This is a genomic window from Mycobacterium paragordonae, from assembly GCF_003614435.1.
Taxonomy (GTDB): domain Bacteria; phylum Actinomycetota; class Actinomycetes; order Mycobacteriales; family Mycobacteriaceae; genus Mycobacterium; species Mycobacterium paragordonae.
The window spans coordinates 224,080-247,097 of the sequence record NZ_CP025546.1; the positions used below are offsets into that span (position 1 = coordinate 224,080).

Consider the following 23,018-nt stretch of genomic DNA (forward strand, 5'->3'; position numbering starts at 1 on the left):
CGAGTGTCGCGTCCGCACTAGTGTTGTGGTCATGGGACTCACCCGACTCTTCCTGGAATGGCCCGTCGTCCGGCAGTTGCGGTCCGGGGACGGGCTCGGCCGCGGTCCGGCGGTCACCTCCCAGCACACCCGCGCCATCACCCCGCGCACCACCACCGCCGACCGGGTGGTGCAGAGCATCTGCCCGTACTGCGCGGTCGGTTGCGGGCAGAAGGTCTACGTCAAGGACGAGAAGGTCGTGCAGATCGAGGGTGACCCCGATTCGCCGATCTCCCGCGGACGGTTGTGCCCCAAGGGGTCGGCCAGCGAGCAACTCGTCAACAACCCGGGCCGGCAGATGAAGGTGCTCTACCGCGCGCCCGGCGCCACCGAATGGGAACCGCTGGAGCTCGATCGAGCCATCGACATGGTCGCCGACCGGTTCGTCGAAGCCCGCCGGCACGCCTGGCAGGACATCGACAAGCACGGTCATCCACTGCGGCGCACCATGAAGATCGCTGCACTCGGTGGCGCCACGCTGGACAACGAAGAGAACTACATCATCAAGAAGCTCTTCACCGCCGCGGGCGCCATCCAGATCGAGAACCAAGCCCGTATTTGACACTCCGCCACGGTTCCCGGTCTGGGAACCTCCTTCGGGCGCGGCGGCGCCACCCAATCACTGCAAGACATGGCCAATGCGGACTGCATCGTCATCCAGGGTTCGAACATGGCCGAGTGCCACCCCGTCGGATTCCAATGGGTGGAAGAGGCTAAAGCGCGGGGCGCCAAGCTTATTCACGTCGATCCGCGCTTCACCCGTACCTCGGCCGTGTCCAACAAACACATCCCGATCCGGGCCGGCTCCGACGTGGTGCTGCTCGGCGCACTGATCAATTACGTCATCGCCCAGGATCTCTGGTTCAGGGAGTACGTGCTGGCCTACACCAACGCGGCCACCCTGATCAACGAGAATTACCGGGACAGCGAGGATTTGGGCGGTTTGTTCTCCGGCTTCGACCCGGAAACCGGACAGTACGACGTCACCACCTGGGCGTACGCGGGCCAGGAGGACGCGCCGGACCCCGAACACGGGGCCAGCGCCTCGGCCCGCGCCGCCGGCGACGTGCACGGCAGTGGCGGCCCGCCGTTGCCGCATGCCCGTGTCCAGCGTGACGAGACCCTGCAGCACCCTCGCTCGGTGTTTCAGATCGTCAAGCGGCACTACGCCCGCTACACCCCGGAGATGGTGCGCGACGTCTGCGGTATCAGCATCGAGGACTTCGACTACCTGGCCCGTGCCGTGACCGAGAACTCCGGTCGCGAGCGCACCACCTGCTTCGCCTACGCCGTGGGCTGGACCCAGCACACGCTCGGAGCCCAATTCATCCGCACCGCAACGATTCTGCAGCTGCTGCTGGGCAACGTGGGACGTCCCGGCGGCGGGATCATGGCGCTGCGGGGGCACGCCACCATCCAGGGTTCCACCGACATCCCGACGCTGTTCAACCTGCTGCCCGGCTACCTGTCGATGCCCAAGGCCGGCGTACACGACACGTACCAGGAGTACATCAAAGCGGTCGGCCCGAAGAATCAGAAAGGGTTCTGGGCGGACGCCGACGCCTACCTGATCAGCCTGCTCAAGGCCTGGTGGGGCGACGCCGCCCGGGAGGACAACGACTGGGCCTTCGACTACCTGCCGCGACTGTCCGGCCCACACGGCACCTACCAGACGGTGATGTCGATGCTCGAAGACGAAGTCGACGGCTACTTCCTGCTCGGCCAGAACCCGGCCGTCGGCTCGGCGCACGGCCGGATGCAGCGAATGGGCATGTCACACCTGAAGTGGCTGGTCGTGCGTGACCTCAACATGATCGAGTCGGCCACCTTCTGGAAGGACGGGCCCGAGATCGCCTCCGGCGAACTCAAAACCGAAGAGATCGACACCGAGGTGTTCTTCTTCCCCGCCGCCACACACGTCGAGAAGGCCGGCTCGTTCACCCAGACCCAACGCCTCGTGCAGTGGCGGCATCAAGCCGTCCAACCGCCCGGAGACTGCCAGAGCGAACTGCAGTTCTTCATCGAACTGGGCAAGCGCATCCGGCAGCGCCTGGCCGGGTCGACCGACGAGCGCGACCGCCCGCTGCTGGATCTGACCTGGGACTACCCCACCGACGAACATGGCGAACCGGACGCCACCGCGGTACTGGCCGAGATCAGCGGGCGGTACCTCACCGGGCCGAAGGCAGGTCAGTTGGTGCCGGGTTACACCGAACTCGGTGCCGACGGATCGACATCCTGCGGCTGCTGGATCTACTCGGGCGTCTACGCCGAGGGCGTCAACCAGGCCGCTCGCCGGGCACCGCTCGGCGGCCCGAGCCCGAGCCAGTCGGAATGGGGCTGGGCCTGGCCCGCCGACCGCCGCATCCTGTACAACCGCGCCTCGGCCGACCCGGACGGCAAACCGTGGAGCGAGCGCAAGCGCTACATCTGGTGGGACCCCCAGCAGCAACGCTGGGTCGGGGATGACGTGCCCGACTTCCCCGTCGACCGCGCACCTGACACCCGGCCGGATCCCGACGTGGGCGGACCGGACGGGCTCGCGGGCGACGACCCGTTCATCATGCAGGCCGACGGGAAGGCCTGGCTGTTCGCGCCCAAGGGCCTTGTCGACGGCCCGCTGCCCACCCACTACGAGCCGCAGGAATCGCCGGTGGCCAACGCGCTGTACCCGCAGCAGCAGAACCCGTCGCGAATCATGTTCCCGCGCAAGGACAATCTGTGGGCACCGAGTGCGGGTGAGCCCGGCGGTGACGTCTACCCCTACGTGTTCACCACCTATCGGCTCACCGAACACCACACCGCGGGCGGGATGAGCCGCTGGCTGCCATACCTGGCCGAGCTGCAACCGGAGATGTTCTGCGAGGTCTCACCGGAGCTGGCCGCCGAACGTGGCCTGGAGCCCTACGGCTGGGCGACGATCGTCTCCCCGCGGGCGGCGATCGAGGCCAAGGTGCTCGTCACCGAGCGGATGCGGCCGCTGGTGATCGGGGGGCACACCATCCACCAGATCGGGCTGCCGTATCACTGGGGCGTGGGCTCTGACGCTGTGGTCAGTGGCGACGCGGCCAACGACCTGCTGGGGGTAGCTTTGGACCCGAACGTGCAGATCCAGGAGTCCAAGGCCGGCTCGTGCGACATCCGTCCGGGCCGGCGGCCGCAGGGTGAGGCGCTGCTGCGGCTCATCGAGGAATATCAGTCGCGTGCGGGGGTAACCGTCGAGACGGACAATATCCGGGTGACGACATCCGAACCACCAAACCCGCGACGGGAGGGCTGATGGCGCAGCTGGTCGAATCGACCGGTCCGGCCGAGGACGCGGGGTGGCCGGATTCCAAGCCGCGCAAAGGATTCTTCACCGACACCTCGATCTGCATCGGTTGTAAGGCCTGCGAGGTGGCCTGCAAGGAGTGGAACCGCAATCCGCGCGACGGTGACCTGGAAATTCTCGGGTCGTCCTACGACAACACCGGGCAGCTGGGAGCCAGCACCTGGCGGCACGTGGCGTTCATCGAGCAGGACCGCGACCGCATCGAGGAAGCCCGCGAATCCGGCCGCGCGCTGGTGAGTCTGGGCATGCCGTCCGTGGGCGGTGCCCCCGACTCCGTGGACATCACGCCGCCGGACACCCCGGAGTTCCGCTGGCTGATGGCCTCGGATGTCTGCAAGCACTGCACCCATGCCGGTTGCCTCGACGTCTGCCCGACGGGCGCGTTGTTCCGCACCGAGTTCGGCACCGTCGTGGTGCAGGACGACGTCTGCAACGGCTGTGGCACCTGCGTGGCCGGGTGCCCGTTCGGCGTCGTCGAACGGCGCAGCGACGGAACCTACGCCACTCCGGCCAAACGGTCCGAGCGCCCGGAACACGAGTTCGTCACCGGGGTGGCCCAGAAGTGCACGCTCTGCTACGACCGGCTGCTCGAGGACCAGACTCCGGCCTGCGCACAGACCTGCCCGACGACGTCGATCAAGTTCGGCGACCACGACGACCTCGTCGCCCAGGCCCGCGCCCGGGTCGCGCAACTGCACGCCACGGGACTCACCGAGGCCCGCCTGTACGGGGTCAACGAGCATGACGGCGTCGGCGGCACCGGATCGGTCTTCCTGCTCCTCGACGAGCCCGAGGTGTACGGGCTGCCCCCTGACCCGAGGGTGCCGACCGCGGACCTGATGCAGATGTTCAAGCGGGCCGGGGTGGCCGCCGCGGGAATGTTCGCCGCTGGGGCACTGGCTTTTTGGCGGTCCCGATGAGCACCTCGGAGTACGACAGCCTGCGCCCACCCGCTGGCTCGGGTGGCAAGCGTCGGCGGGGGGACGGCAAGCGGCGCCGGCGCGACGAGTCGTTGATGGTGCCGGACGCGGAATTCTCCTCGTATTACGGACGTCCGGTGGTCAAGCCGGCACCGTGGGGTCACGAGGTCGGCGCGTATCTGTTTCTCGGTGGGGTGGCCGGCGGGTCCGGTCTGCTGGCCGCCGGCGCTCAGCTCACCGGGCGAAAGGTGTTGCGCCGCAACACCCGGCTCGCCGCTTTGGGGGCGGTCATGCTGGGCGCGGTCGCACTGGTCAAGGATCTGGGCCGGCCCGAGCGCTTCGTCAACATGCTGCGCACCTTCAAGCTGACGTCGCCGATGAGCGTGGGCTCGTGGATACTCAGCTTCTTCAGCGCGGGTATCGGCGTCGCCGCGGCGGCCGAGGTCGACCGGATGACGGGTGAGCGGTTGCCGCTCGGCCCGCTGCGCCCGGTGCTGCGCGCCGTCGAGGGACCGGCCGGTCTGGAGGCCGCGCTCTTCGCGCCGCCGCTGGCGGTCTACACCGCGGTGTTGTTGTGCGACACGGCAACCCCGACGTGGAACGCCGCCTATAAGGACCTGCCATTTGTCTTCGTCAGCTCGGCGAGCCTGGCCGCGTCAGGGCTGGCGATGATCACCACACCGGTCGCCGAAGCCGGTCCTGCCCGCAAGCTGGCAGTCATGGGCGCGGTCAGTGATCTGATCTCCGCCAGGGTCACCGAATACCGGATGGACCCGGTGACCCGAGAACCGTTACACCACGGGACCCCCGGCAAGTTGCTGCAGTGGAGCGAAATTCTTGCTGCCGCGGGAGGTTTGGGCGCACTGCTGGGCGGGGGTCGCCGCGACGTCGCGGCCCTGTCGGGCGCGGCCCTGTTGATGGCGTCGGCGATGCTGCGGTTCGGCTTCTTCGAAGCGGGCAAGGAATCGGCGCGCGATCCCCGCTACACGATCGAGCCACAGCGACGCAGGCTGGCCGCGCGCCGGGCGGCCGGGATCACCGACGACTCGATCACCACTGCTGGTTAAGCGGCTTAACGAATTTCAATGCCGCTGCCCGCCGCAGTGTGCCCGATGACCGGGTAGCCGGGTAGCTCGCCGACCACCAGCAGCCCGCCGGAGGTCTGCGCGTCGGCCAGCAACAAAAGGTCGTCTTCGGTTACCCCGCTTGCGAATTCGAGGTGGGGTCGCACCCAGTCCAGATTGCGGTGGGTGCCGCCGGAGACGAACCCATCGTTCAGGGCCGCGCGGGCTGCCTCGATCACCGGTACCGCGGCGCGGTGGATGACCGCGCGGACGCCGGAAGCGCGGCACATCTTGTGCAGATGTCCCAGCAGGCCGAAACCGGTGACGTCGGTGGCCGCTTCGGCGCCGGCCCGCAGTGCCGCCTCCGATGCGTCGCGGTTGAGCCGGGTCATGATGTCGACGGCTTCCTGGTAGACCTCACCGGTCTGCTTGTGCCGGTTGTTGAGCAGGCCCACGCCCAGCGGTTTGGTGAGGGTGAGCGGCAGCCCCGGCTTGGCGGCGTCATTGCGGAGCAACCGCGCGGGGTCGGCCACGCCGGTGACCGCCATCCCGTATTTCGGTTCCGGATCGTCGATGGAGTGGCCGCCGATCACCGGGCACTCGGCCTGCGCCGCTACCGCCAGCCCGCCCCGCAACACTTCGGTCATCAGCTCCAGCGGCAACACGTCGCGCGGCCAGCCGACGAGATTGATGGCGACCACCGGGCGCCCGCCCATCGCGTAGATGTCCGACAGTGCGTTGGCGGCGGCGATGCGTCCCCAGTCGTAGGCGTCGTCGACGACCGGGGTGAAGAAGTCCGCGGTGGACAGCACCGCCAGATCGCCGACCCGGACAGCGGCGGCGTCATCGCCGTCATCGAGGCCCACCAGGACGTCGGGGCCCGTTTGGCCGGTGAGCCCGCGTACCGCCTCTTCCAGCTCGCCAGGTGGGATCTTGCAGGCACAGCCGCCGCCATGCGCGTAGCCGGTCAGCCGCGTCATGGTTCGAGCCTACGGAGCGCGCCGAGTGTGCGGCCAGCCGCACGCTGGTAGCCGAGTGTGCGGCCTGCCGCACGCTCGTGGACCGGCGGCAAGCGTGGCACGGGTACGTTTACCCATGGAGGCGTTTGGGTTCCTGGTGGTCCCCCCGGTCTTCAAAACCGGTGAGATCGAGCATCTCGGTCTGGCGGGTTCGATTCCCGTCCGCCTCCGCACCTGCCCATAAAAGCGGATGCCACCAAGAGAGGTCACGTGACGCAGGTCGACCCGCGACGGCTGATTCCCCGCACGGATCAGTTGCTGGCCCGCCCGGCTGTGCTGCTCCAGCGAAAAAGGCTGGGCGACAAGGCTGTTCGCGCAACGATTCGTGAGACCCAGCAACGGGCCCGGCACGGTGACCTGGCGCCGGACCGGGTGCCGGAAGCGCTCGAGACGGCCTTGGCCGCCCAGGCCGCCACCTCGTTGCACCCGGTGCTGAACGCCACCGGCGTCGTCGTGCACACCAATCTCGGCCGCGCTCCGCTGGCCGCGGCCGCGGTCGAAGCGCTGATCGCGGCCAGCGGCTACGTCGACGTCGAACTCGACCTCACCACCGGCACCCGCTCCAAGCGCGGCGTCGCGGTCCGGCAAGCGCTGCTCGACGCGTGCCCGGCGGCCGGGGACGCCCTCGTCGTCAACAACGGCGCCGCCGCGCTGGTACTGGCGACCACCGCCCTGGCGGCCGGCAGCGAAGTCATCATCAGCCGCGGCGAGCTGATCGAGATCGGCGCCGGTTTTCGGCTGCCCGACCTGATCGCGTCGACGGGCGCTCGACTGCGCGAAGTCGGCACCACGAACCGCACCCATCTGAAGGACTACGAGGCGGCGCTCGGCCCGGATACCGGCTGCGTGCTCAAGGTGCACCAGAGCAACTTCCGGGTGGAAGGCTTCACCGCAGCCGCAACCCTCACTGAACTCGCGCCCCTGACCACGGGCAGCAACATCCCGCTGATCGCCGACCTGGGCAGTGGCCTGCTCCAGCCGGACCCGGCGCTGCCCGACGAACCCGGCGCCGCCACCGCGCTGGGCGAGGGCGCCGACCTCGTCATCGCGAGTGGCGACAAACTGCTCGGGGGACCGCAGGCCGGCATCATCCTGGGCCGCGCCGAACTGATCACCACACTGGCGCGGCATCCACTGGCCCGGGCGGTCCGTGCCGACAAGCTGACCCTGGCCGCGCTCGAGGCGACGGTCTGCTCGGGCAGCTCACCGGTGACCGTGGCGCTGCATGCAGACCGCGACCGGTTGCGTATCCGGGCAGAACGCCTGGCCGAGTCGGTCGGCGCTACGGTCGTCGCCCACGACGGCCGCGTCGGCGGCGGAGGTGCGCCCGGCGTGCCGCTCCCCGGGTGGGCGGTCCGCCTGCCGGAGTCGGTGGCCGCCACGCTGCGGGCCGGCCGGCCCGCGGTGCTGCCCCGCGTGCACGACGGCGCCTGCCTGCTGGATCTGCGCTGCATTCCCGAGGACGACGACGACCGCCTGCTGGACGCGGTGCGCGCGGCCCTGGATGGACAGTCCTGAGCACTCATGTCGTGGCCACCGCAGGCCACGTCGACCACGGCAAGAGCACGCTCATCCACGCGCTCACCGGCATGGAGCCCGACCGCTGGGAGGAGGAGCGGCGTCGCGGTCTGACCATCGACCTCGGCTTCGCCTGGACCACCCTGACGTCCGGCCGCAAGGTCGCCTTCGTCGATGTGCCGGGCCACCAACGCTTTCTGGGCAACACGCTGGCCGGCCTCGGGCCCGCACCGGTGGTGTGCTTCGTGGTGGCCGCCGACGAGGGCTGGCAGGCACAGTCCGACGACCATCGCGACGCCGTTGCGGCACTGGGCATTCAACACGGCCTCATCGTGATCACCCGCGCCGACCGGGCCCCGGAGCGCGGCGCCGAGGTGCTCACCCAGGCCCGCGCCGAGTTGGCCGCAACCGGCCTGCGCGGCGCACCGGGCGTCATCGTGTCGGCCGTCGAGGGCAGCGGGCTCGCTGAATTCCGGGCTGCCCTGGACCGCGTGCTGGCGCAGGTGCCGGCGCCCGAAGCGGATGCCCGGGTGCGGCTGTGGGTCGACCGTTCCTTCACCATCACCGGCGCCGGCACGGTGGTGACCGGCACGTTGCCCGCCGGGACGCTGGCCGTCGGCGATCGGCTGGAGCTGCTCGGTGCGTCGCGCACCCGGCCGGCGACCGTTCGCGGACTGCAGAGCTGCGGTCAGCCGTACCCCTCGCTCGGACCGGTCTCGCGGGTGGCGCTGAACCTGCGCGGCGTCCCACGCGAAGACATAAGACGCGGCGACGCCCTGCTCACCCCGGACGCGTGGCCGGACACCCGGCTCCTGGACGTGCGTCGCACCTCCGGTGACCCGTGGAGTGCAGCCCCGACGCATCTCGTCGCTCATGTCGGCACGGCGGCCGTGCCGGTGCGGTTGCGACCCTTCGATGACGACCACGGCCGGCTCACTCTCGACCGGAGGCTGCCGTTGGTGTTCGGCGACCGGCTGGTGCTGCGCGACCCGGGAAGCGTGCGGATCCTCGGCGGCGCCGAGGTGCTCGATGCCGAACCTCCCGCGCTGCGCCGGCGCGGCGACAGCGGCCGCCGCGCAGCGGTATTGGCGCTGTCGGAGCCCGGCGGTGACGTCGAGGCCGAGGTCGCGCGCCGGGGAGCTGTGCGGGAAACTCACCTGCGCCGGCTCGGGTTGCTGCCGCACACCGTGCCCGCACAGGTCCTCGTCGTCGACGGCTGGTGGGTGCACGGCCCGACGCACGAGACCTGGCAGCGGCGGCTGCGGGCCGCGGTCGACGACTTGGCCGCACGAGATCCATTGGCTGACGGTCTGTCTCGGGGTGCGGCCCGCGATCTGCTGGCGCTGCCCGACGAAGCGCTGCTCGACGACGTCGCTCGTGCAGCCGGGCTCGAGCAGCAGGGCGGCGTGATCCGGCTACCTGGTGCGCGGCACCGGCTCGGCCCGGCCGAAGCGGCGATACGCGAGTTGGAGACCAAGTTGGGGGCGGAGCCGTTCGGAGCGCCGGAAGCCTACGAACTGCAGGCGCTGAAACTGGGCACCCGCGAACTGGCCGCCGCCGAGCGCGCCGGGCGGGTGTTGCGGTTGCGCGACGGCGTGGTGTTGTTGCCGAACGCGCCCGCGCTGGCCATGCGCACCCTGGCCACGCTTGAGCAGCCCTTCACCACAAGCCAAGCGCGCCAAGCGCTTAACACCACGCGGCGGGTTGCAATTCCACTACTCGAATACCTCGATACCCGCGGCTGGACCCGTCGACTCGATGCGGGTCACCGCGAAGTCGCGCGCTGATCCGCCTGCCCCGGGCTATTCTGCACGCATGGCGCTCGAAGCGCAGTCAGCGGCGGCGGTGCCGGTCACGAGTCGACGCCGCCGCCTCCCACCACGCAATGTGACGTATCCCAAAAGCGTTACCCGCCAAAAGCGGGTGCTGGTCAGGTCCACCCGGATCGGCGCCGTCGTCAGCGCCTTCTACACCTTGCTCGCCCTCTTCGTCGGGCATGACGGCATGCCCATCGTCGTGCTCAGCGCCGTCAGCACCGTCGTCTACTTGGCGATCCCGTTGCTGTACCGCTACGGGGTTCTGCTCGCCCCAATGGTTTTCATCGTCGCGGCGTACGTGTTGATCACCGTCCTGTGTCTGCGCATCGGTACCGGAACCGGGATCCAGTTCTATTACCTGGTGGGTGCAACGATCGCCCTGCTGGTCCTCGGCATCGACCACATCGTGCTGGCGTCGTTGATGGCCGGGGTGGGTGCGGTTCTGACGGTGGTGCTGCAGCTGACGGTGCCCGAAAAGACGGGCGTGCAACCAGATTGGGCCTACACCTTCGGCTACGTCGTCTCGGTGGCCACCTCCTGGATCATGGTGATGGCGATCGTATGGTCGGCGCTGCGCGAAATCACCCGCGCCGAGCGGGTGATCGAAGCCGAATACCACCGGTCCGAGTCATTGCTCGCCAACATACTTCCCACGAAAATCGCTGAGCGGTTGAAGGATCCGTCCCGGCCCGTCATCGCCGACAAGTACGAAGACGCCTCCGTGCTGTTCGCCGACATCGCGGGTTTCACGAGTCGGGCGAGCGACACCGCACCCACCGACCTGGTCCGGTTCCTTGATCAGCTCTACACCCAACTGGATGCCCTGGTCGACCGCCACGGCTTGGAGAAGATCAAGACCAGTGGTGATTCGTACATGGTCGTCAGCGGGGTGCCGGATCCGCGTCCGGACCACCTGGAGGCGCTGGCTCAGCTCGCGTTGGACATGGCACAGGCGGTCGCCGGTCTGAAAGATCCACGGGGCCGGGCGGTTCCGCTGCGGATCGGTGTGGCAGTCGGTCCCGTGGTCGCCGGAGTCGTCGGTGCGCGCAAATTCTTCTACGACGTGTGGGGCGATGCCGTCAATGTCGCGGCGCGGATGGAGACCACCGACGTCGAGGGCCGTATTCAGGTGCCCCAGGACGTGTACGACCGGCTCAAGGACCGATTCGTGTTCGAGGAGCGCGGTGACATCGACGTCAAAGGCAAGGGCGTGATGCACACCTGGTATCTCGTCGGCCGAGCTCCGCGGCGGGGTTAAATCCCGGCCGCGTCCGCGATTTCGCGTGCCATCTGCACCCGTGCATCGATCCAGGCGACGACGGGAGTTCCGGCTGAGGCCTTGTTCTGTGGTTCGTCCATCGCCCGCCGCATCACGCCTTCGGCGATGATGGCCAGCTTCCACAGTCCCAGTGCATGCCAGTACTGCAGCGCGGCGGCGTCGCGACCCGTCTCGTCCAGGTACAGCCGGGTCATTTCCGCCCGGTCCGGAAAGCCTTCCAATGTCGACGGCGCGTAGTCACCGCTGAGCGCCTCACCCGGCTCGGCCCAGTAGGTGAGCAGACTGCCCATGTCGGCCAGCGGATCGCCCAGCGTGGACAGTTCCCAGTCCAGCGTTGCCACTATCTCGCCGGTCTCCGGTGACGTGATCAGGTTGCGCAGGTGAAAATCACCGTGCACCAGGCTGACTTCGCGCTGCTCGGGCACGGCGGCAGCCAACCGGCGGGTGAGGTCGTCCAGCTCGGGCAATTCACGGGTCTTCGAGAGCTCCCACTGTCCCGCCCAGCGTTTGAGCTGACGATGCGCGTACGGCTTGTGGCTGGCCAGGTCCGCCAGGCCCACCTCATCGAGGTCGACCGCGTGAATCTTGGCCAGGGTGCGCGGCAGGTCGACGGCGATCTGATGGCGTTGCCGCGGTGTCAGCGCTTCGGCGACCCCCATGGTGTCGACCACCAGGCCGTCGACGAACTCCATCAACACCAGCGGCACCTCGCAGAACTCAGAATCCGTTGTCGTGGAGAGGATTTGAGGTACCGGCACCGGGGTTTCCGCCAAGGCGGCGATGATGCGGGCTTCCCGCAGCACGTCGTGCGCCGAGGCCAGTAGATGACCCAGTGGCGGGCGGCGCAACACCCAGGCGCGACCCGCCGCGTCGCTGACCCGGTACGTCAGATTCGACTGACCGAGCCCGATCCGCTGGAACTGCAACGGTGACTCGAACTCGACGCCGAGTTCGGTGAGCCAGCGCGCCACCGCGTCCGGGTCCAGGCCGGTCACCGTCACTTCGGAGTGGCTTCCCGGTACTTGCGCAGTTCCTGACTGGCGATGGCCCGCTTGTGTACTTCGTCGGGGCCGTCGGCCAGTCGCAGCGTGCGCAGATGCGCCCACGCCATGGCCAGCGGGAAGTCGTCGGTGACGCCGCCGCCGCCGTGCACCTGGATGGCCCGGTCGACGATCTTGAGCGCGATGTTCGGTGCCGCCACCTTGATGGCCGCGATCTCCGTGCGGGCCGCCTTATTGCCCACCGTGTCCATCAGGTATGCGGCCTTCATGGTGAGGAGCCGGATCATCTCGATGTCGATGCGGGACTCGGCGATCCAGTCACGGATGTTGGCGTTGGCACTGATGGGTTTGCCGAAGGTGACCCGCGACTCCGCTCGCCGGCACAACAACTCCAGCGCCCGCTCGGCCATCCCGATGGCGCGCATGCAGTGGTGGATGCGGCCCGGGCCCAACCGGGCCTGGCTGATTGCGAAGCCCTCTCCCTCGCCCTTGAGCACGTCCTTCGACGGCACCCGCACGTCCTCGAAGTCGATCTCCGCGTGGCCCTCGCGGTCCTGGTAGCCGAAGACCGACAGATTGCGCCGGACCGTGATGCCCGCAGCGTCGATCGGCACCACCATCATCGACTGCTGCCGGTGCGGCGCCGCGTCCGGATCGGTCTTGCCCATCACGATCAGCACCTTGCAATTACGGTGCATTCCGTTGGAGGCAAACCATTTTCGTCCGTTCAGGACATAGTCGTCACCGTCGCGGACCATCGACATCTCCACGTTGGTGGCATCCGAGCTGGCGACCGCCGGCTCGGTCATCGCGAACGCCGAGCGGATCTTGCCGTCCAGCAGGGGCTTGAGGTAACGCTCCTTGTGCTCGTCGGTGCCGAACAGGGTCAGCACCTCCATGTTGCCGGTGTCCGGGGCGCTGCAGTTGCACGCTTCCGAGGCGAGGTGGCTGTGGCCCATGATCTCGGCCAGTGGTGCGTACTCGAGATTGGTCAATCCCGGCCCCCACTCGGGATGCGGGTGAAACAGGTTCCACAGGCCACGCTTTCGCGCCTCGGTCTTGAGATCTTCGAGGATCGGCGGGTGGAAGTGCGGGTCGCCCGCTTCCCGCATCTGTTCGTCATAGACGTCCTCGGACGGGTAGACGTGCGAATCCATGAATTCGAGCAGGTCCGACTGGTACTGCTGGGCGCGCTCGGAGATATCAAACAGGGCCATACCAGTGGTCTACACCACCGACTCCGCCAACCCGTTCGCGGCATCGCCAACCACGCAGTTCGCGCGTTAACGTCGACTGATGAAGACAACAGCCGCGGTCCTCATCGAAGCGGGCCGGCCATTCGAACTGATGGAACTCGACCTGGACGGCCCGAAAGAGGGCGAAGTCCTGATCAACTACACCGCGGCCGGGCTGTGTCACTCCGACCTGCACCTCACCGACGGCGACCTGCCGCCGCGCTTCCCGATCGTCGGCGGCCACGAGGGCGCCGGCATCATCGAGGACGTCGGCCCCGGCGTGACGAAGGTGAAACCCGGTGACCACGTCGTCTGCAGCTTCATCCCCAGCTGCGGCCACTGCCGGTACTGCTCGACCGGCAGGCAGAGTCTGTGCGATATGGGTGCCACCATCCTCGAAGGTTGTATGCCGGACGGGTCGTTCCGTTTCCACAGCGGCGGAACGGATTTCGGTGCGATGTGTCTGCTCGGCACCTTCGCCAAGAAGGCGACGATCTCGCAGCATTCGGTGGTCAAGATCGACGACTGGCTGCCGCTGGAGACCGCGGTGCTGGTCGGCTGCGGCGTGCCGACGGGGTGGGGCAGCGCCGCGTACGCCGGCAATGTCCGGCCCGGCGACATCACCGTGGTCTACGGCATCGGCGGCATCGGTATCAACGCGGTCCAGGGGGCCCTGCACGCCGGAGCCAAGTACATCGTGGTGGTCGACCCGATAGCGTTCAAACGGGACACGGCGGTCAAATTCGGTGCGACACACGCCTTCGAAACCGCGGCAGCTGCCGCCGAGAAGATCAACGAACTGTCCTGGGGCCAGGGCGCTGACCAGGCCATCGTCACCGTCGGCACCGTCGACGAAGACGTCATCTCGGCTGCGTTCGATGTGATCGGCAAGGGCGGCACCGTCGTCGTGGTCGGCCTCGCCGACCCCGCGAAGGCGACCGTCCACGTCTCGGGAGGCATGCTTGTCCTGACCGAGAAGACGATCCGCGGCTCACTGTTCGGCTCGGCCAACCCGCAGTACGACATCGTCCGCCTGCTGCGCCTCTACGATGCCGGGCAGCTCAAGCTCGACGAACTCGTCACCACCAGGTACCGCCTCGAGGACGTCAACCAGGGTTATCAGGACCTACGGGAGGGCCGGAACATCCGCGGGGTCATCGTCCACTGAGGCCGCGGCGGTGAGGTCCAGCGCGATGTCCACCAGCATGTCTTCCTGCCCGCCGATCATGCCGCGCCGGCCCGCCTCCTCCAACAGGGTCCGGGCGTCGATGCCGTAGCGGGCGGAAGCATTCTCGGCGTGCCGCAGGAAGCTGGAATAGACACCCGCGTACCCGAGTGTCAACGTCTCGCGATCGACTCGGACCGGCCGGTCCTGCAGGGGGCGGACCAGATCGTCGGCGGCGTCCTGCAGTGCGTGCAGGTCGCACCCGTGCGGCCAGCCCAGTTTGTCGGCGGCGGCGACGAACACTTCCAGCGGCGCGTTGCCCGCGCCGGCACCCATCCCAGTCAACGACGCATCGACCCGCGTTGCCCCGTGCTCCACGGCAGCGATCGAGTTGGCCACCCCGAGTGACAGGTTGTGGTGCGCATGTATACCGATTTCGGTTGTGGCCATGAGAGTTTGGCGCACCGCGTGCACCCGCTCGGCGACGTCGCGCATGGTCATCGCGCCGCCGGAATCGACCACGTACACACAGGTGGCGCCGTAGCTCTCCATCAACCTGGCTTGTTCGGCCAGCGCGGCCGGCGTGGTCAGGTGGCTCATCATCAGGAAGCCGGCGGTGTCCATGCCGAGTTCGCGCGCGGCGGCGATGTGACGGGCGGAGATGTCGGCCTCGGTGCAGTGGGTGGCGACGCGGACCACCGTCGCCCCGGCCCGGTGCGCGTCTTTCAGGTTGCGCACGCTGCCGATGCCGGGCAGCACCAGGGTCGCGACCCGCGCGCGCCGCACGGCGGTCGCGACGGCCTCGATCCATTCCAGGTCGGTGTGGGCGCCGAAGCCGTAGACGCAACTGGAACCGGCCAACCCGTCGCCGTGCGCGACTTCGATGGAGTCGACGCCCGCGGCGTCGAGTGCGGTGGCGATCGCCACCGCCTGCCGCAGCGTGTACTGATGTCGCACGGCATGCATCCCGTCACGCAGGGTCACGTCGCTGATGAAGAGGTGAGTCATGATGTGGCTCCGGCCGTTTGGCGGGCGATGTGCTCGGCGGTGGCCAACGCGGCCGACGTCATGATGTCGAGATTGCCGGCGTAGGTGGGCAGATAGTCTCCGGCGCCAGCGACTTCCAGCATCACGGTGACTCGGATGCCGATGAACTTGCCGGTTTCGGGGATATATAACGGGTTTTCGGGACTGAAGGTCTCGAACTGCACGCCCTGGGTGAGCCGGTAGCCGGGCACGTAGGCGTTGACCCGTGCCACCATGTCGGCGATCGACGACCGGATCGCGCCGTGATCGGCATCCCCGTCGACCAGACAGTAGACGGTGTTGCGCATCAGCACCGGCGGGTCGGCCGGATTGAGGATCATCACCGTCTTGCTACGTTGCGCCCCTCCGACGGATACCAGTGCCGCCGAGGTGGTTTCGATGAATTCGTCGATGCTGGCGCGGGTCCCGGGGCCTGCGGACTTCGACGAGATGGCAGACACGACTTCGGCGTAGGAGACCACGCCGTGTGCGGCAACCGAGGCCACGATCGGCACCGTCGACTGGCCGCCGCACGTCACCATGTTCAGGTTCCCGAGGTCGAGGTGCTCGTCGAGGTTGACCACCGGGACGCAGTAAGGGCCGACGGCGGCCGGGGTGAGGTCGAGCATGCGCACCCCCGTGGGTTGTAGCGCGGCCCAGTTGGCCCGGTGGGCCGCTGCCGAGGTGGCATCGAATGCCAGCCGGATATCACCGAACTGCGGCATCGACAGCAGGCCGTCCACCCCGCCGGCGGTGGTGGGGACACCTAAGCTGCGGGCGCGGGCCAATCCGTCGGAGTCGGGGTCGACGCCGACCACGGCGGCCACTCGAAGCGGGCCGTCGCTACGCAGGATCTTGATCATCAGGTCGGTGCCAATGTTCCCCGACCCGATGATCGCCACCGGCCAGTCATGTTGTGTCACAGTTATTTTCCTCTACGTGAAGGTGAGCGACAGGGTGCCGAGGGTGTCGATGGTCGCGGTGGCGACGTCGCCGCGTGTCACGAAAGCCGCGGTGGTGAACGATCCGGACATCACGAATTGGCCTGCCGCGAGCTCGGTGTCGAACTCGGCCAGCGCGTTGGCCAGCCAGGCGACGGCTGCAGCGGGGTCGCCCATCACCGCATCGCCGGTGCCACGGCCGATCTCGGTGCCGTTGAGCACCAGCGACGCGACGACCTGTGGCAGGCAGAGGTCGCCGGTACAGGGGAACCACTCGCCGATGGCCACCGCGCCCGAGCTCGCGTTGTCCGCGACGGTGTCGACGAGGGTGAGTTGCCAGTCCGCGATGCGGCTGTCGACGATCTCGAGCGCCGCGGCGACGGAATGCGTTGCGGCATAGACGTCCGCGACGGTCACGCCGGGGCCGCGCAGCGGATCGCGCAGCATGAAGGCGATCTCGGGCTCCACTCGCGGACTGCAGAACCGCGAGGTGTCGACACTTCCGCCGGTGATCACCATGTCGTCGAGGATGAAACCGAAATCCGGTTGGTCGACGCCGAGCAGCGTCTGCATGGGCTCAGAGGTCAGGCCGATCTTGCGGCCAACCAGCGCCGCACCGGCGTCCAGGCTGCGCCGCAGATTGAGTTGCTGGATCGCGTAGGCGTCCGCGACGCCCAGTCCGGGCGCGGATTCGGTCGGGGGACGGATCGGCGCGCGATCACGGGCGGCGATCCAGAGGGCGTCGGCGGTATCGGTGAGCACTCGTACTCCTGAGGTATTGACTCCGTAGTGATCATTACATTACCGTAGGGATCACTACGGTACAAGTGTCGACGTCGACACACAGAGAATGAGAGTCAGAGATGAGCGATTCGGGATCACCGGCCTCTTCAACACCGGCCTACGACGTGGCGATTGTCGGGTACGGGCCGGTCGGCGCCACGGCCGCCAACCTGCTGGGCAGGCAAGGCCTGAAAGTCGTTGTCATCGAACGTGATCCCGATATCTACAGTCGGGCGCGAGCGATCTCGACCGACGAGGAAGTGATGCGGGTCTGGCAGTCGGTGGGGCTGGCCGACCGCCTGCAGCACGACATGCTGCCCGATCGTCCGGTGGCCTTCGTAGACGCGGCGGGCGCTCCCTTTTACGAGACCACCATCACGGGGCACGGTTACGGCCATCCGCCTCAGCAGTTCATCTATCAGCCGGCGGTCGATCAGGTGCTGCGCGAAGGGGTGGCCCGATTCGGCAACGTCGAGTTGCTGCTCGAGCACGAATGCCTGCGGGTGGTGAACAAGGGCGACCACGTCGAGTTGATGCTGGCCGATCTCCGTTCGGACCTCTTCAAACGGATCCGCGCCTCCTACGTGATCGCAGCTGACGGCGGCTCCTCACCGACGCGCGGGCAATTGGGCGTCGGCTACTCGGGCAAGACCTACACCGAGCGGTGGGTCGTCATCGACACCAAGGTCGTCAAGGAGTGGGATGCTCACGACCGCTTGAGGTTTCACTGCAACCCCGCTCGTCCCACCGTCGACTGCCCGACACCGCTGGGGCACCACCGGTGGGAGTACCCGGCCCGCCCCGGCGACACCGACGAATACCTGGTCAGCGACGAGGCCGTCTGGAAGGTGCTCAACGAACAGGGCATCACCGACGAGCACGTCGAGGTTCTGCGTGCCGTCATCTATCGCCACCACGTCCGCACCGCCGACCGGTGGCGGGTGGGCCGCGTGTTCCTGGCCGGTGACGCCGCGCATGCCATGCCGCCGTGGATAGGGCAGGGCATGGCCGCCGGAGTGCGTGACGTCGCCAATCTGTGCTGGAAGATGGCCGCGGTGCTGCGGGGCACAGCGCCCGAGGCGCTGCTGGATTCGTATGAGACAGAACGCAAGCCGCATGTCATCGAGGTCACCAGACGGGCGGTGCTGATGGGCCGCGTCATCACCGAGCACAACGAGGTGCTCGCGGCCGTCCGCAACCACGTGCTGCGCGTGATCACCAAGGTGCCGGCGATCACACGGCAGGGCCAGAAGCTCTACTGGGTCCCTGACGCCTACTACCCCGACGGATTCTTCGCCGCCACCGGACACAAAGCGGAGGGCCGCCAGATCATCCAGCCGCGCGTCAGCGACGACACCGGCACCAAGGTGCGCCTCGACGACGTGCTGCAGGGCCGCTGGACGCTCCTGCACCTCGGTGCGCTACCGGCCGGCGCGCAGGCGTGGACAGCGCGTGGTGTCACGATTCTTCCGGTTCGCGACACCACGTTGACGGCCTGGCTCACCAAGCACAAGGCCACTGCCGTGATCATTCGTCCGGACGGATTCATCTACGCGGCAGCAGATTCCGCTGCGACGCTGCCACCTCCGCCGTTAGGTCTGGACTGCGCCGCCCCGGCAGCGATCACGAACGCGGTCCCCGCATGACCAGCACCGAACTGGCCGAACAGACCGTCGTCGTCGATGGCCAACCGATCTTCTATGCCGAAATCGGAACTGGGATGCCGGTGGTGCTGCTGCACGGCGGCGGGCCCGGCGCCTCGGGTGTGACGAACTACGCCCGCAACATCGACGCCCTGGCGCGGCGGTTCCGGGTGATCGTTCCGGACATGCCGGGTTACGGTCGCTCCACCAAAACGCTGGACCAGTCCGACCCGTTCGGCTCCCTCGCGGATTCGATCCGGGGACTGCTTGACCAACTCGGTGTTGAGGCAGCGCATCTGGTGGGCAACTCTTATGGTGGTGCCGCCGCGTTGCGGCTCGCCCTGGACACCCCCGACCGGGTCGCCAAGCTGGTCCTGATGGGACCCGGCGGAATCGGCACCACCCGCGCACTCCCCACGGCCGGGCTCAAGAGCCTGCTGTCCTACTACGGCGGGGATGGCCCGAGCCGGGAGAAGCTGGCGAACTTCATCCGCACATATCTTGTCTACGAGAGCGATTCAGTGCCGGACGCGCTGATTGACCTGCGCTACGAGGCGTCGATCGACCCCGAGGTGGTGGCCAGTCCTCCGCTGCGCCGGCCGTCGGGACTGCGCACGCTGTGGCGCATGGACCTGACGCGAGATGCACGGTTGAGACATCTGCAGACACCGACATTGGTTCTGTGGGGACGTGACGACAAGGTCAACCGGCCCGCCGGTGGACCGATGCTGCTCAACATGATGCCCAACGCGGAACTGGTGATGACGTCCCACACCGGCCACTGGCTGCAATGGGAGCGTGCGGAGTTGTTCAACGATTTGGTTCACGAGTTCCTGCAATCGGATTCGAGGTTGGCTCATGCGTGACGTATTCGGCCGGGTGCATCTCGGTTATCTCGTCATCGAGACGAACAAGTTCTGCCAGTGGCGCCGCTTCGGGCACGAGGCCCTCGGCATGCACCTCGACGATGCGCTACCCGACGTTCAGCGGTTCCGTCTCGACGACCACGAATGCCGCTTCCTGCTGCAGCGCGGACCCGCCGAGGACGTCACGGCGCTGGGCTGGGAAGTCGACGACCACGGTGCCTTCGACGACATCGTCGCCCGCGTCACCGGCCGCGGTGTCCCCATAGTCGACGGCACTGCCGAGGAGGCCGCGTTGCGCGGCGTCGAACGCCTGGTGCGGTTCCCCGGCCCGAACGGCCTGAATCAGGAGATCTTCACCCGTGCCCGGACCAGCACTGTGCCGCTCGCCATCCGTGGTGGATTCGTCACCGGCGCTTCGGGATTGGGTCACGTCGCCCTCACCAGCAAGAAGCCCGAGCAGGTGCGCGGCTACTACCAGACCGTGTTCGACGCCCGGCTGACCGATTTCATCGACGAGACCATCAACGGGCTGAAGTTCAAGATCCGCTTCCTGCGGGTCAATGAGCGCCATCATTCGGTGGCGATCGCGGCCGTGAACCGGTTGCCGCTCAACCCGATTCGCACCCGGGTGCAGCACTGCAACATCCAGGTGGCCGCTCTTGACGACATGACGACGGCCTATCAGCGGGTCAGAGAACTCGGCTTCGAGATGGCTCTCGGTGTCGGCCAGCACACCAACGACCGTGAACTGTCCTTCTATGCCGTGACGCCGTCCGGCTTCGAATGGGAGGTCGGCTGGAACCCGGTCGTCGTCGACGAAACCACTTGGGAACCAACCACATACCAGGGCATCAGCATCTGGGGACACACCCCGGAAGGTCAGAGCATCATCGACAAACTCAACCAGTTCAAGCTCGGAGCACAGTCGTTGTGGCACCGCGAAGACAACGTGCCAGCCCTCGCGGGCTAGCGGCCGGGAGACCGTCTAGCTAGGCGGGTCGCGACCATCTAGCTAGTCGTGATCGCAAGAGCGGCGTAGCCGGTCGCTGCGGGTCGCGACCATCTAGCTCTAGTCCCGCGCGGCCGCCAGCGCGTCGTTGAACGTCGTGCTGGGCCGCATCACCGCCGCGGTCTTGTCCGGGTCCGGGTAGTAGTAGCCGCCGATGTCGGCCTCTTCACCCTGTACCGCGTTCAGTTCCTTGACGATGGTGTCTTCGTTCTTGGCCAGGGCTTCGGCGAGCGCGGCGAAGTGCTTCTTCAACTCTTCGTCGTCGTCCTGCGCGGCGAGTTCCTGGGCCCAGTACATGGCGAGGTAGAACTGGCTGCCCCGGTTGTCGAGCTCGCCGGTCTTGCGGGACGGGCTCTTGTCGTTCTCCAGCAGTTTGCCGATCGCGGCGTCGAGCGTCTTGCCCAGAATCTTGGCGCGCTCGTTGCCGGTTTTGATGCCGATGTCCTCGAAACACGCACCCAGCGCCAGGAATTCGCCGAGGGAGTCCCAGCGCAGGTGGTTCTCCTCCACCAGCTGGTGCACATGCTTGGGCGCCGAACCACCCGCCCCGGTTTCGTACATCCCGCCGCCGGCCATCAGCGGCACGATCGAGAGCATCTTGGCGCTGGTGCCCAACTCAAGGATCGGGAACAGGTCGGTCAGGTAGTCGCGCAGGATGTTGCCGGTGGCGGCGATGGTGTCCAGCCCGCGGACCAGGCGCTCGAGCGTGTACCGCATGGAACGCACCTGGGACATGATCTGGATGTCGAGTCCCTCGGTGTCGTGCTCCTTCAGGTACGTCTTGACCTTCGTGATCAGTTCGTTCTCGTGGGGCCGGTAGGGGTCGAGCCAGAACAGCACTGGCATTCCGGAGTTGCGCGCCCGGTTGACGGCCAGCTTGACCCAGTCGCGGATAGGCTCGTCCCGCACGATCGGCATGCGCCAGATGTCGCCTTCCTCGACGTTCTGGCTCAGGAGCACCTCGCCCGTCTCGATGTCCACGATGTTGGCGACCCCTTCTTCGGGGATCTCGAACGTCTTGTCGTGGGAGCCGTATTCCTCGGCCTGCTGCGCCATCAGCCCGACGTTGGGGACGGTGCCCATGGTCGTCGGGTCGAATTGTCCGTTGGTCTTACAGAAGTTGATGATCTCCTGGTAGATGCGGGAGAACGTGGACTCCGGGTTGACCGCCTTGGTGTCCTTCGGCCGCCCGTCGGCGCCCCACATCTTGCCGCCGGCCCGGATCATCGCCGGCATGGACGCGTCGACGATCACGTCGCTGGGGGAGTGGAAGTTCGAGATGCCCTTGGCCGAGTCGACCATCGCCAACTCGGGGCGGTGCTCGTGGCAGGCGTGCAGGTCGCGGATGATCTCGTCGTGCTGCGAGGCGGGCAGTGACTCGATCTTGTTGTAGAGGTCGACCAGACCGTTGTTGACGTTCACGCCCAACTCGTCGAAGAGCTCCTGATGCTTCTCGAACGCGTCCTTGTAGAAGATGCGCACCGCGTGGCCGAACACGATGGGGTGGCTGACCTTCATCATTGTCGCCTTGACGTGCAGCGAGAACATCACGCCGGTCTTGTGTGCGTCCTCCATCTGCTCTTCGTAGAAGTCACACAGCGCCTGCTTGCTCATGAACATGCTGTCGATGACATCACCTTCGAGCAGCTCGACCTTCGGCTTGAGTTCGAGGGTCTCGCCGCTCTTGGTCTCCAGCACCATCTTCACGTTGCGCGGCCGGTCCAGCGTCATCGACTTCTCGCTGTGATAGAAGTCGCCGTGCTTCATGGTCGCGACGTGGGTGCGCGACGCCATCGACCATTCGCTCATGCTGTGCGGGTGCTTGCGCGCGTACTCCTTGACCGCCTTGGGCGCGCGACGGTCGGAGTTCCCTTCGCGCAGTACCGGATTCACCGCGCTACCCAGGCAGTTGCCGTAGCGCTTCCGGAGCTCCTTCTCCTCGTCGGTCTTCGGATTTTCCGGGAAGTCCGGAATCTTGTAGCCCTTGCCCTGCAGTTCCTTGATGGCAGATACGAGTTGCGGCACCGAGGCGCTGATGTTGGGCAGCTTGATGATGTTGGTGTCCGGGTCCTGGGTCAGCTTGCCCAGTTCGCCCAGGTTGTCTGGGACGCGCTGGTCCTCGTCGAGTTCGTCGGGGAACTGGGCCAGAATGCGGGCCGCCACCGAGATGTCACTGGTCTTGACGGTGATGCCGGCGGGTTCGGCGAACGCTCGGACGACCGGCAGAAATGCGTAGGTCGCCAGCAGTGGCGCCTCGTCGGTCAGCGTGTAGATGATGGTCGGCTGCTCGGCGCTCATGCGTGTTCTCCCGGCGTCAGTTGAGGTGTTGACGGGCCTAGCGTTGTCGCGGCTCCTAGTATCG

General features: G+C 67.3%; 17 protein-coding genes and 1 tRNA gene. 11 read left to right on the plus strand and 7 right to left on the minus strand.

The window, feature by feature from the left end; all coding sequences use genetic code 11:
- Positions 1-31: 31 nt before the first annotated feature.
- From fdh to nrfD, 3 genes are read left to right on the plus strand one after another with little or no spacing between them, the layout of a single operon-like run.
- Complete coding sequence (fdh, locus tag C0J29_RS01075) at positions 32-3,319, plus strand: formate dehydrogenase (RefSeq protein ID WP_242460592.1); 3,288 nt, start codon at positions 32-34, stop codon at positions 3,317-3,319.
- Positions 3,319-4,290, plus strand: coding sequence for a 4Fe-4S dicluster domain-containing protein (locus tag C0J29_RS01080; protein ID WP_120791266.1), 972 nt, complete (start codon positions 3,319-3,321; stop codon positions 4,288-4,290). Before fdh ends, C0J29_RS01080 begins: the two co-directional genes overlap by 1 nt.
- Complete coding sequence (gene nrfD, locus C0J29_RS01085; RefSeq protein WP_120791267.1) at positions 4,287-5,357, plus strand: NrfD/PsrC family molybdoenzyme membrane anchor subunit; 1,071 nt, start codon at positions 4,287-4,289, stop codon at positions 5,355-5,357. Before C0J29_RS01080 ends, nrfD begins: the two co-directional genes overlap by 4 nt.
- Before the next feature lie 5 nt (positions 5,358-5,362).
- Here nrfD and selD read toward each other — a convergent pair whose 3' ends face one another.
- Positions 5,363-6,334 (minus strand): selenide, water dikinase SelD, encoded by a 972-nt coding sequence (selD, locus tag C0J29_RS01090; protein ID WP_120791268.1) that lies wholly within the window; start codon positions 6,332-6,334, stop codon positions 5,363-5,365.
- Between the two features lie 117 nt (positions 6,335-6,451).
- On the opposite strand from selD, the gene C0J29_RS01095 reads away from it, so the two are divergent.
- The 4 genes from C0J29_RS01095 (at position 6,452) to C0J29_RS01110 (ending at position 10,966) form a co-directional block, all read left to right on the plus strand.
- Positions 6,452-6,546: transfer RNA gene (locus C0J29_RS01095), tRNA-Sec, on the plus strand.
- Positions 6,547-6,583: 37 nt separating this feature from the next.
- On the plus strand, positions 6,584-7,891 hold the full coding sequence (gene selA, locus C0J29_RS01100) for an L-seryl-tRNA(Sec) selenium transferase (protein WP_120791269.1): 1,308 nt from the start codon (positions 6,584-6,586) through the stop codon (positions 7,889-7,891).
- An 11-nt stretch (positions 7,892-7,902) separates the two neighbouring features.
- Entirely contained in the window at positions 7,903-9,678 is a 1,776-nt protein-coding gene (selB, locus tag C0J29_RS01105; RefSeq protein WP_242460593.1) for a selenocysteine-specific translation elongation factor, read from the plus strand.
- 28 nt (positions 9,679-9,706) lie between these two features.
- A complete protein-coding gene (locus C0J29_RS01110) occupies positions 9,707-10,966 on the plus strand; it encodes an adenylate/guanylate cyclase domain-containing protein (RefSeq protein ID WP_120794470.1) in 1,260 nt (419 codons plus the stop codon).
- Here C0J29_RS01110 and C0J29_RS01115 read toward each other — a convergent pair.
- The gene (locus C0J29_RS01115) at positions 10,963-11,988 is read right to left on the minus strand and encodes a phosphotransferase family protein (protein WP_120791270.1); all 1,026 of its coding nucleotides are present in this window, start codon (positions 11,986-11,988) and stop codon (positions 10,963-10,965) included. The genes C0J29_RS01110 and C0J29_RS01115 overlap by 4 nt on opposite strands.
- Positions 11,985-13,205 (minus strand): acyl-CoA dehydrogenase family protein, encoded by a 1,221-nt coding sequence (locus tag C0J29_RS01120; protein ID WP_120791271.1) that lies wholly within the window; start codon positions 13,203-13,205, stop codon positions 11,985-11,987. Before C0J29_RS01120 ends, C0J29_RS01115 begins: the two co-directional genes overlap by 4 nt.
- Positions 13,206-13,284: 79 nt before the next feature.
- Between C0J29_RS01120 and C0J29_RS01125 the strand changes: the two genes are divergently transcribed.
- The gene (locus tag C0J29_RS01125) at positions 13,285-14,391 is read left to right on the plus strand and encodes an NDMA-dependent alcohol dehydrogenase (protein WP_120791272.1); all 1,107 of its coding nucleotides are present in this window, start codon (positions 13,285-13,287) and stop codon (positions 14,389-14,391) included.
- Here the strand turns inward: C0J29_RS01125 and dmpG are convergent.
- From dmpG to C0J29_RS01140, 3 genes are read right to left on the minus strand one after another with little or no spacing between them, the layout of a single operon-like run.
- The gene (gene dmpG / locus C0J29_RS01130; protein ID WP_120791273.1) at positions 14,350-15,396 is read right to left on the minus strand and encodes a 4-hydroxy-2-oxovalerate aldolase; all 1,047 of its coding nucleotides are present in this window, start codon (positions 15,394-15,396) and stop codon (positions 14,350-14,352) included. The two genes, C0J29_RS01125 and dmpG, sit on opposite strands and share 42 nt — an antisense overlap.
- Positions 15,393-16,316 (minus strand): acetaldehyde dehydrogenase (acetylating), encoded by a 924-nt coding sequence (locus C0J29_RS01135; RefSeq protein WP_120794471.1) that lies wholly within the window; start codon positions 16,314-16,316, stop codon positions 15,393-15,395. The genes dmpG and C0J29_RS01135 overlap by 4 nt, the downstream gene beginning before the upstream one ends.
- 33 nt (positions 16,317-16,349) lie before the next feature.
- A complete protein-coding gene (locus C0J29_RS01140) occupies positions 16,350-17,117 on the minus strand; it encodes a 2-keto-4-pentenoate hydratase (RefSeq protein ID WP_120791274.1) in 768 nt (255 codons plus the stop codon).
- A gap of 101 nt (positions 17,118-17,218) precedes the next feature.
- Between C0J29_RS01140 and C0J29_RS01145 the strand changes: the two genes are divergently transcribed.
- The 3 genes from C0J29_RS01145 to C0J29_RS01155 are packed head-to-tail and all read left to right on the plus strand — an operon-like array spanning position 17,219 to position 20,617.
- A complete protein-coding gene (locus C0J29_RS01145; RefSeq protein ID WP_065045931.1) occupies positions 17,219-18,784 on the plus strand; it encodes a bifunctional 3-(3-hydroxy-phenyl)propionate/3-hydroxycinnamic acid hydroxylase in 1,566 nt (521 codons plus the stop codon).
- Entirely contained in the window at positions 18,781-19,647 is an 867-nt protein-coding gene (locus C0J29_RS01150; protein ID WP_065045930.1) for an alpha/beta fold hydrolase, read from the plus strand. The genes C0J29_RS01145 and C0J29_RS01150 overlap by 4 nt, the downstream gene beginning before the upstream one ends.
- Positions 19,640-20,617 carry a VOC family protein gene (locus tag C0J29_RS01155; RefSeq protein ID WP_065045929.1) on the plus strand — a complete coding sequence of 326 codons (978 nt, stop codon included), beginning with the start codon at positions 19,640-19,642 and terminating at the stop codon, positions 20,615-20,617. The genes C0J29_RS01150 and C0J29_RS01155 overlap by 8 nt, the downstream gene beginning before the upstream one ends.
- 99 nt (positions 20,618-20,716) lie before the next feature.
- On the opposite strand, the gene C0J29_RS01160 is transcribed toward C0J29_RS01155, so the two are convergent.
- Positions 20,717-22,954, minus strand: a complete 2,238-nt coding sequence (locus C0J29_RS01160; RefSeq protein WP_065045928.1) for an NADP-dependent isocitrate dehydrogenase — start codon at positions 22,952-22,954, stop codon at positions 20,717-20,719.
- Positions 22,955-23,018 lie beyond the last annotated feature (64 nt).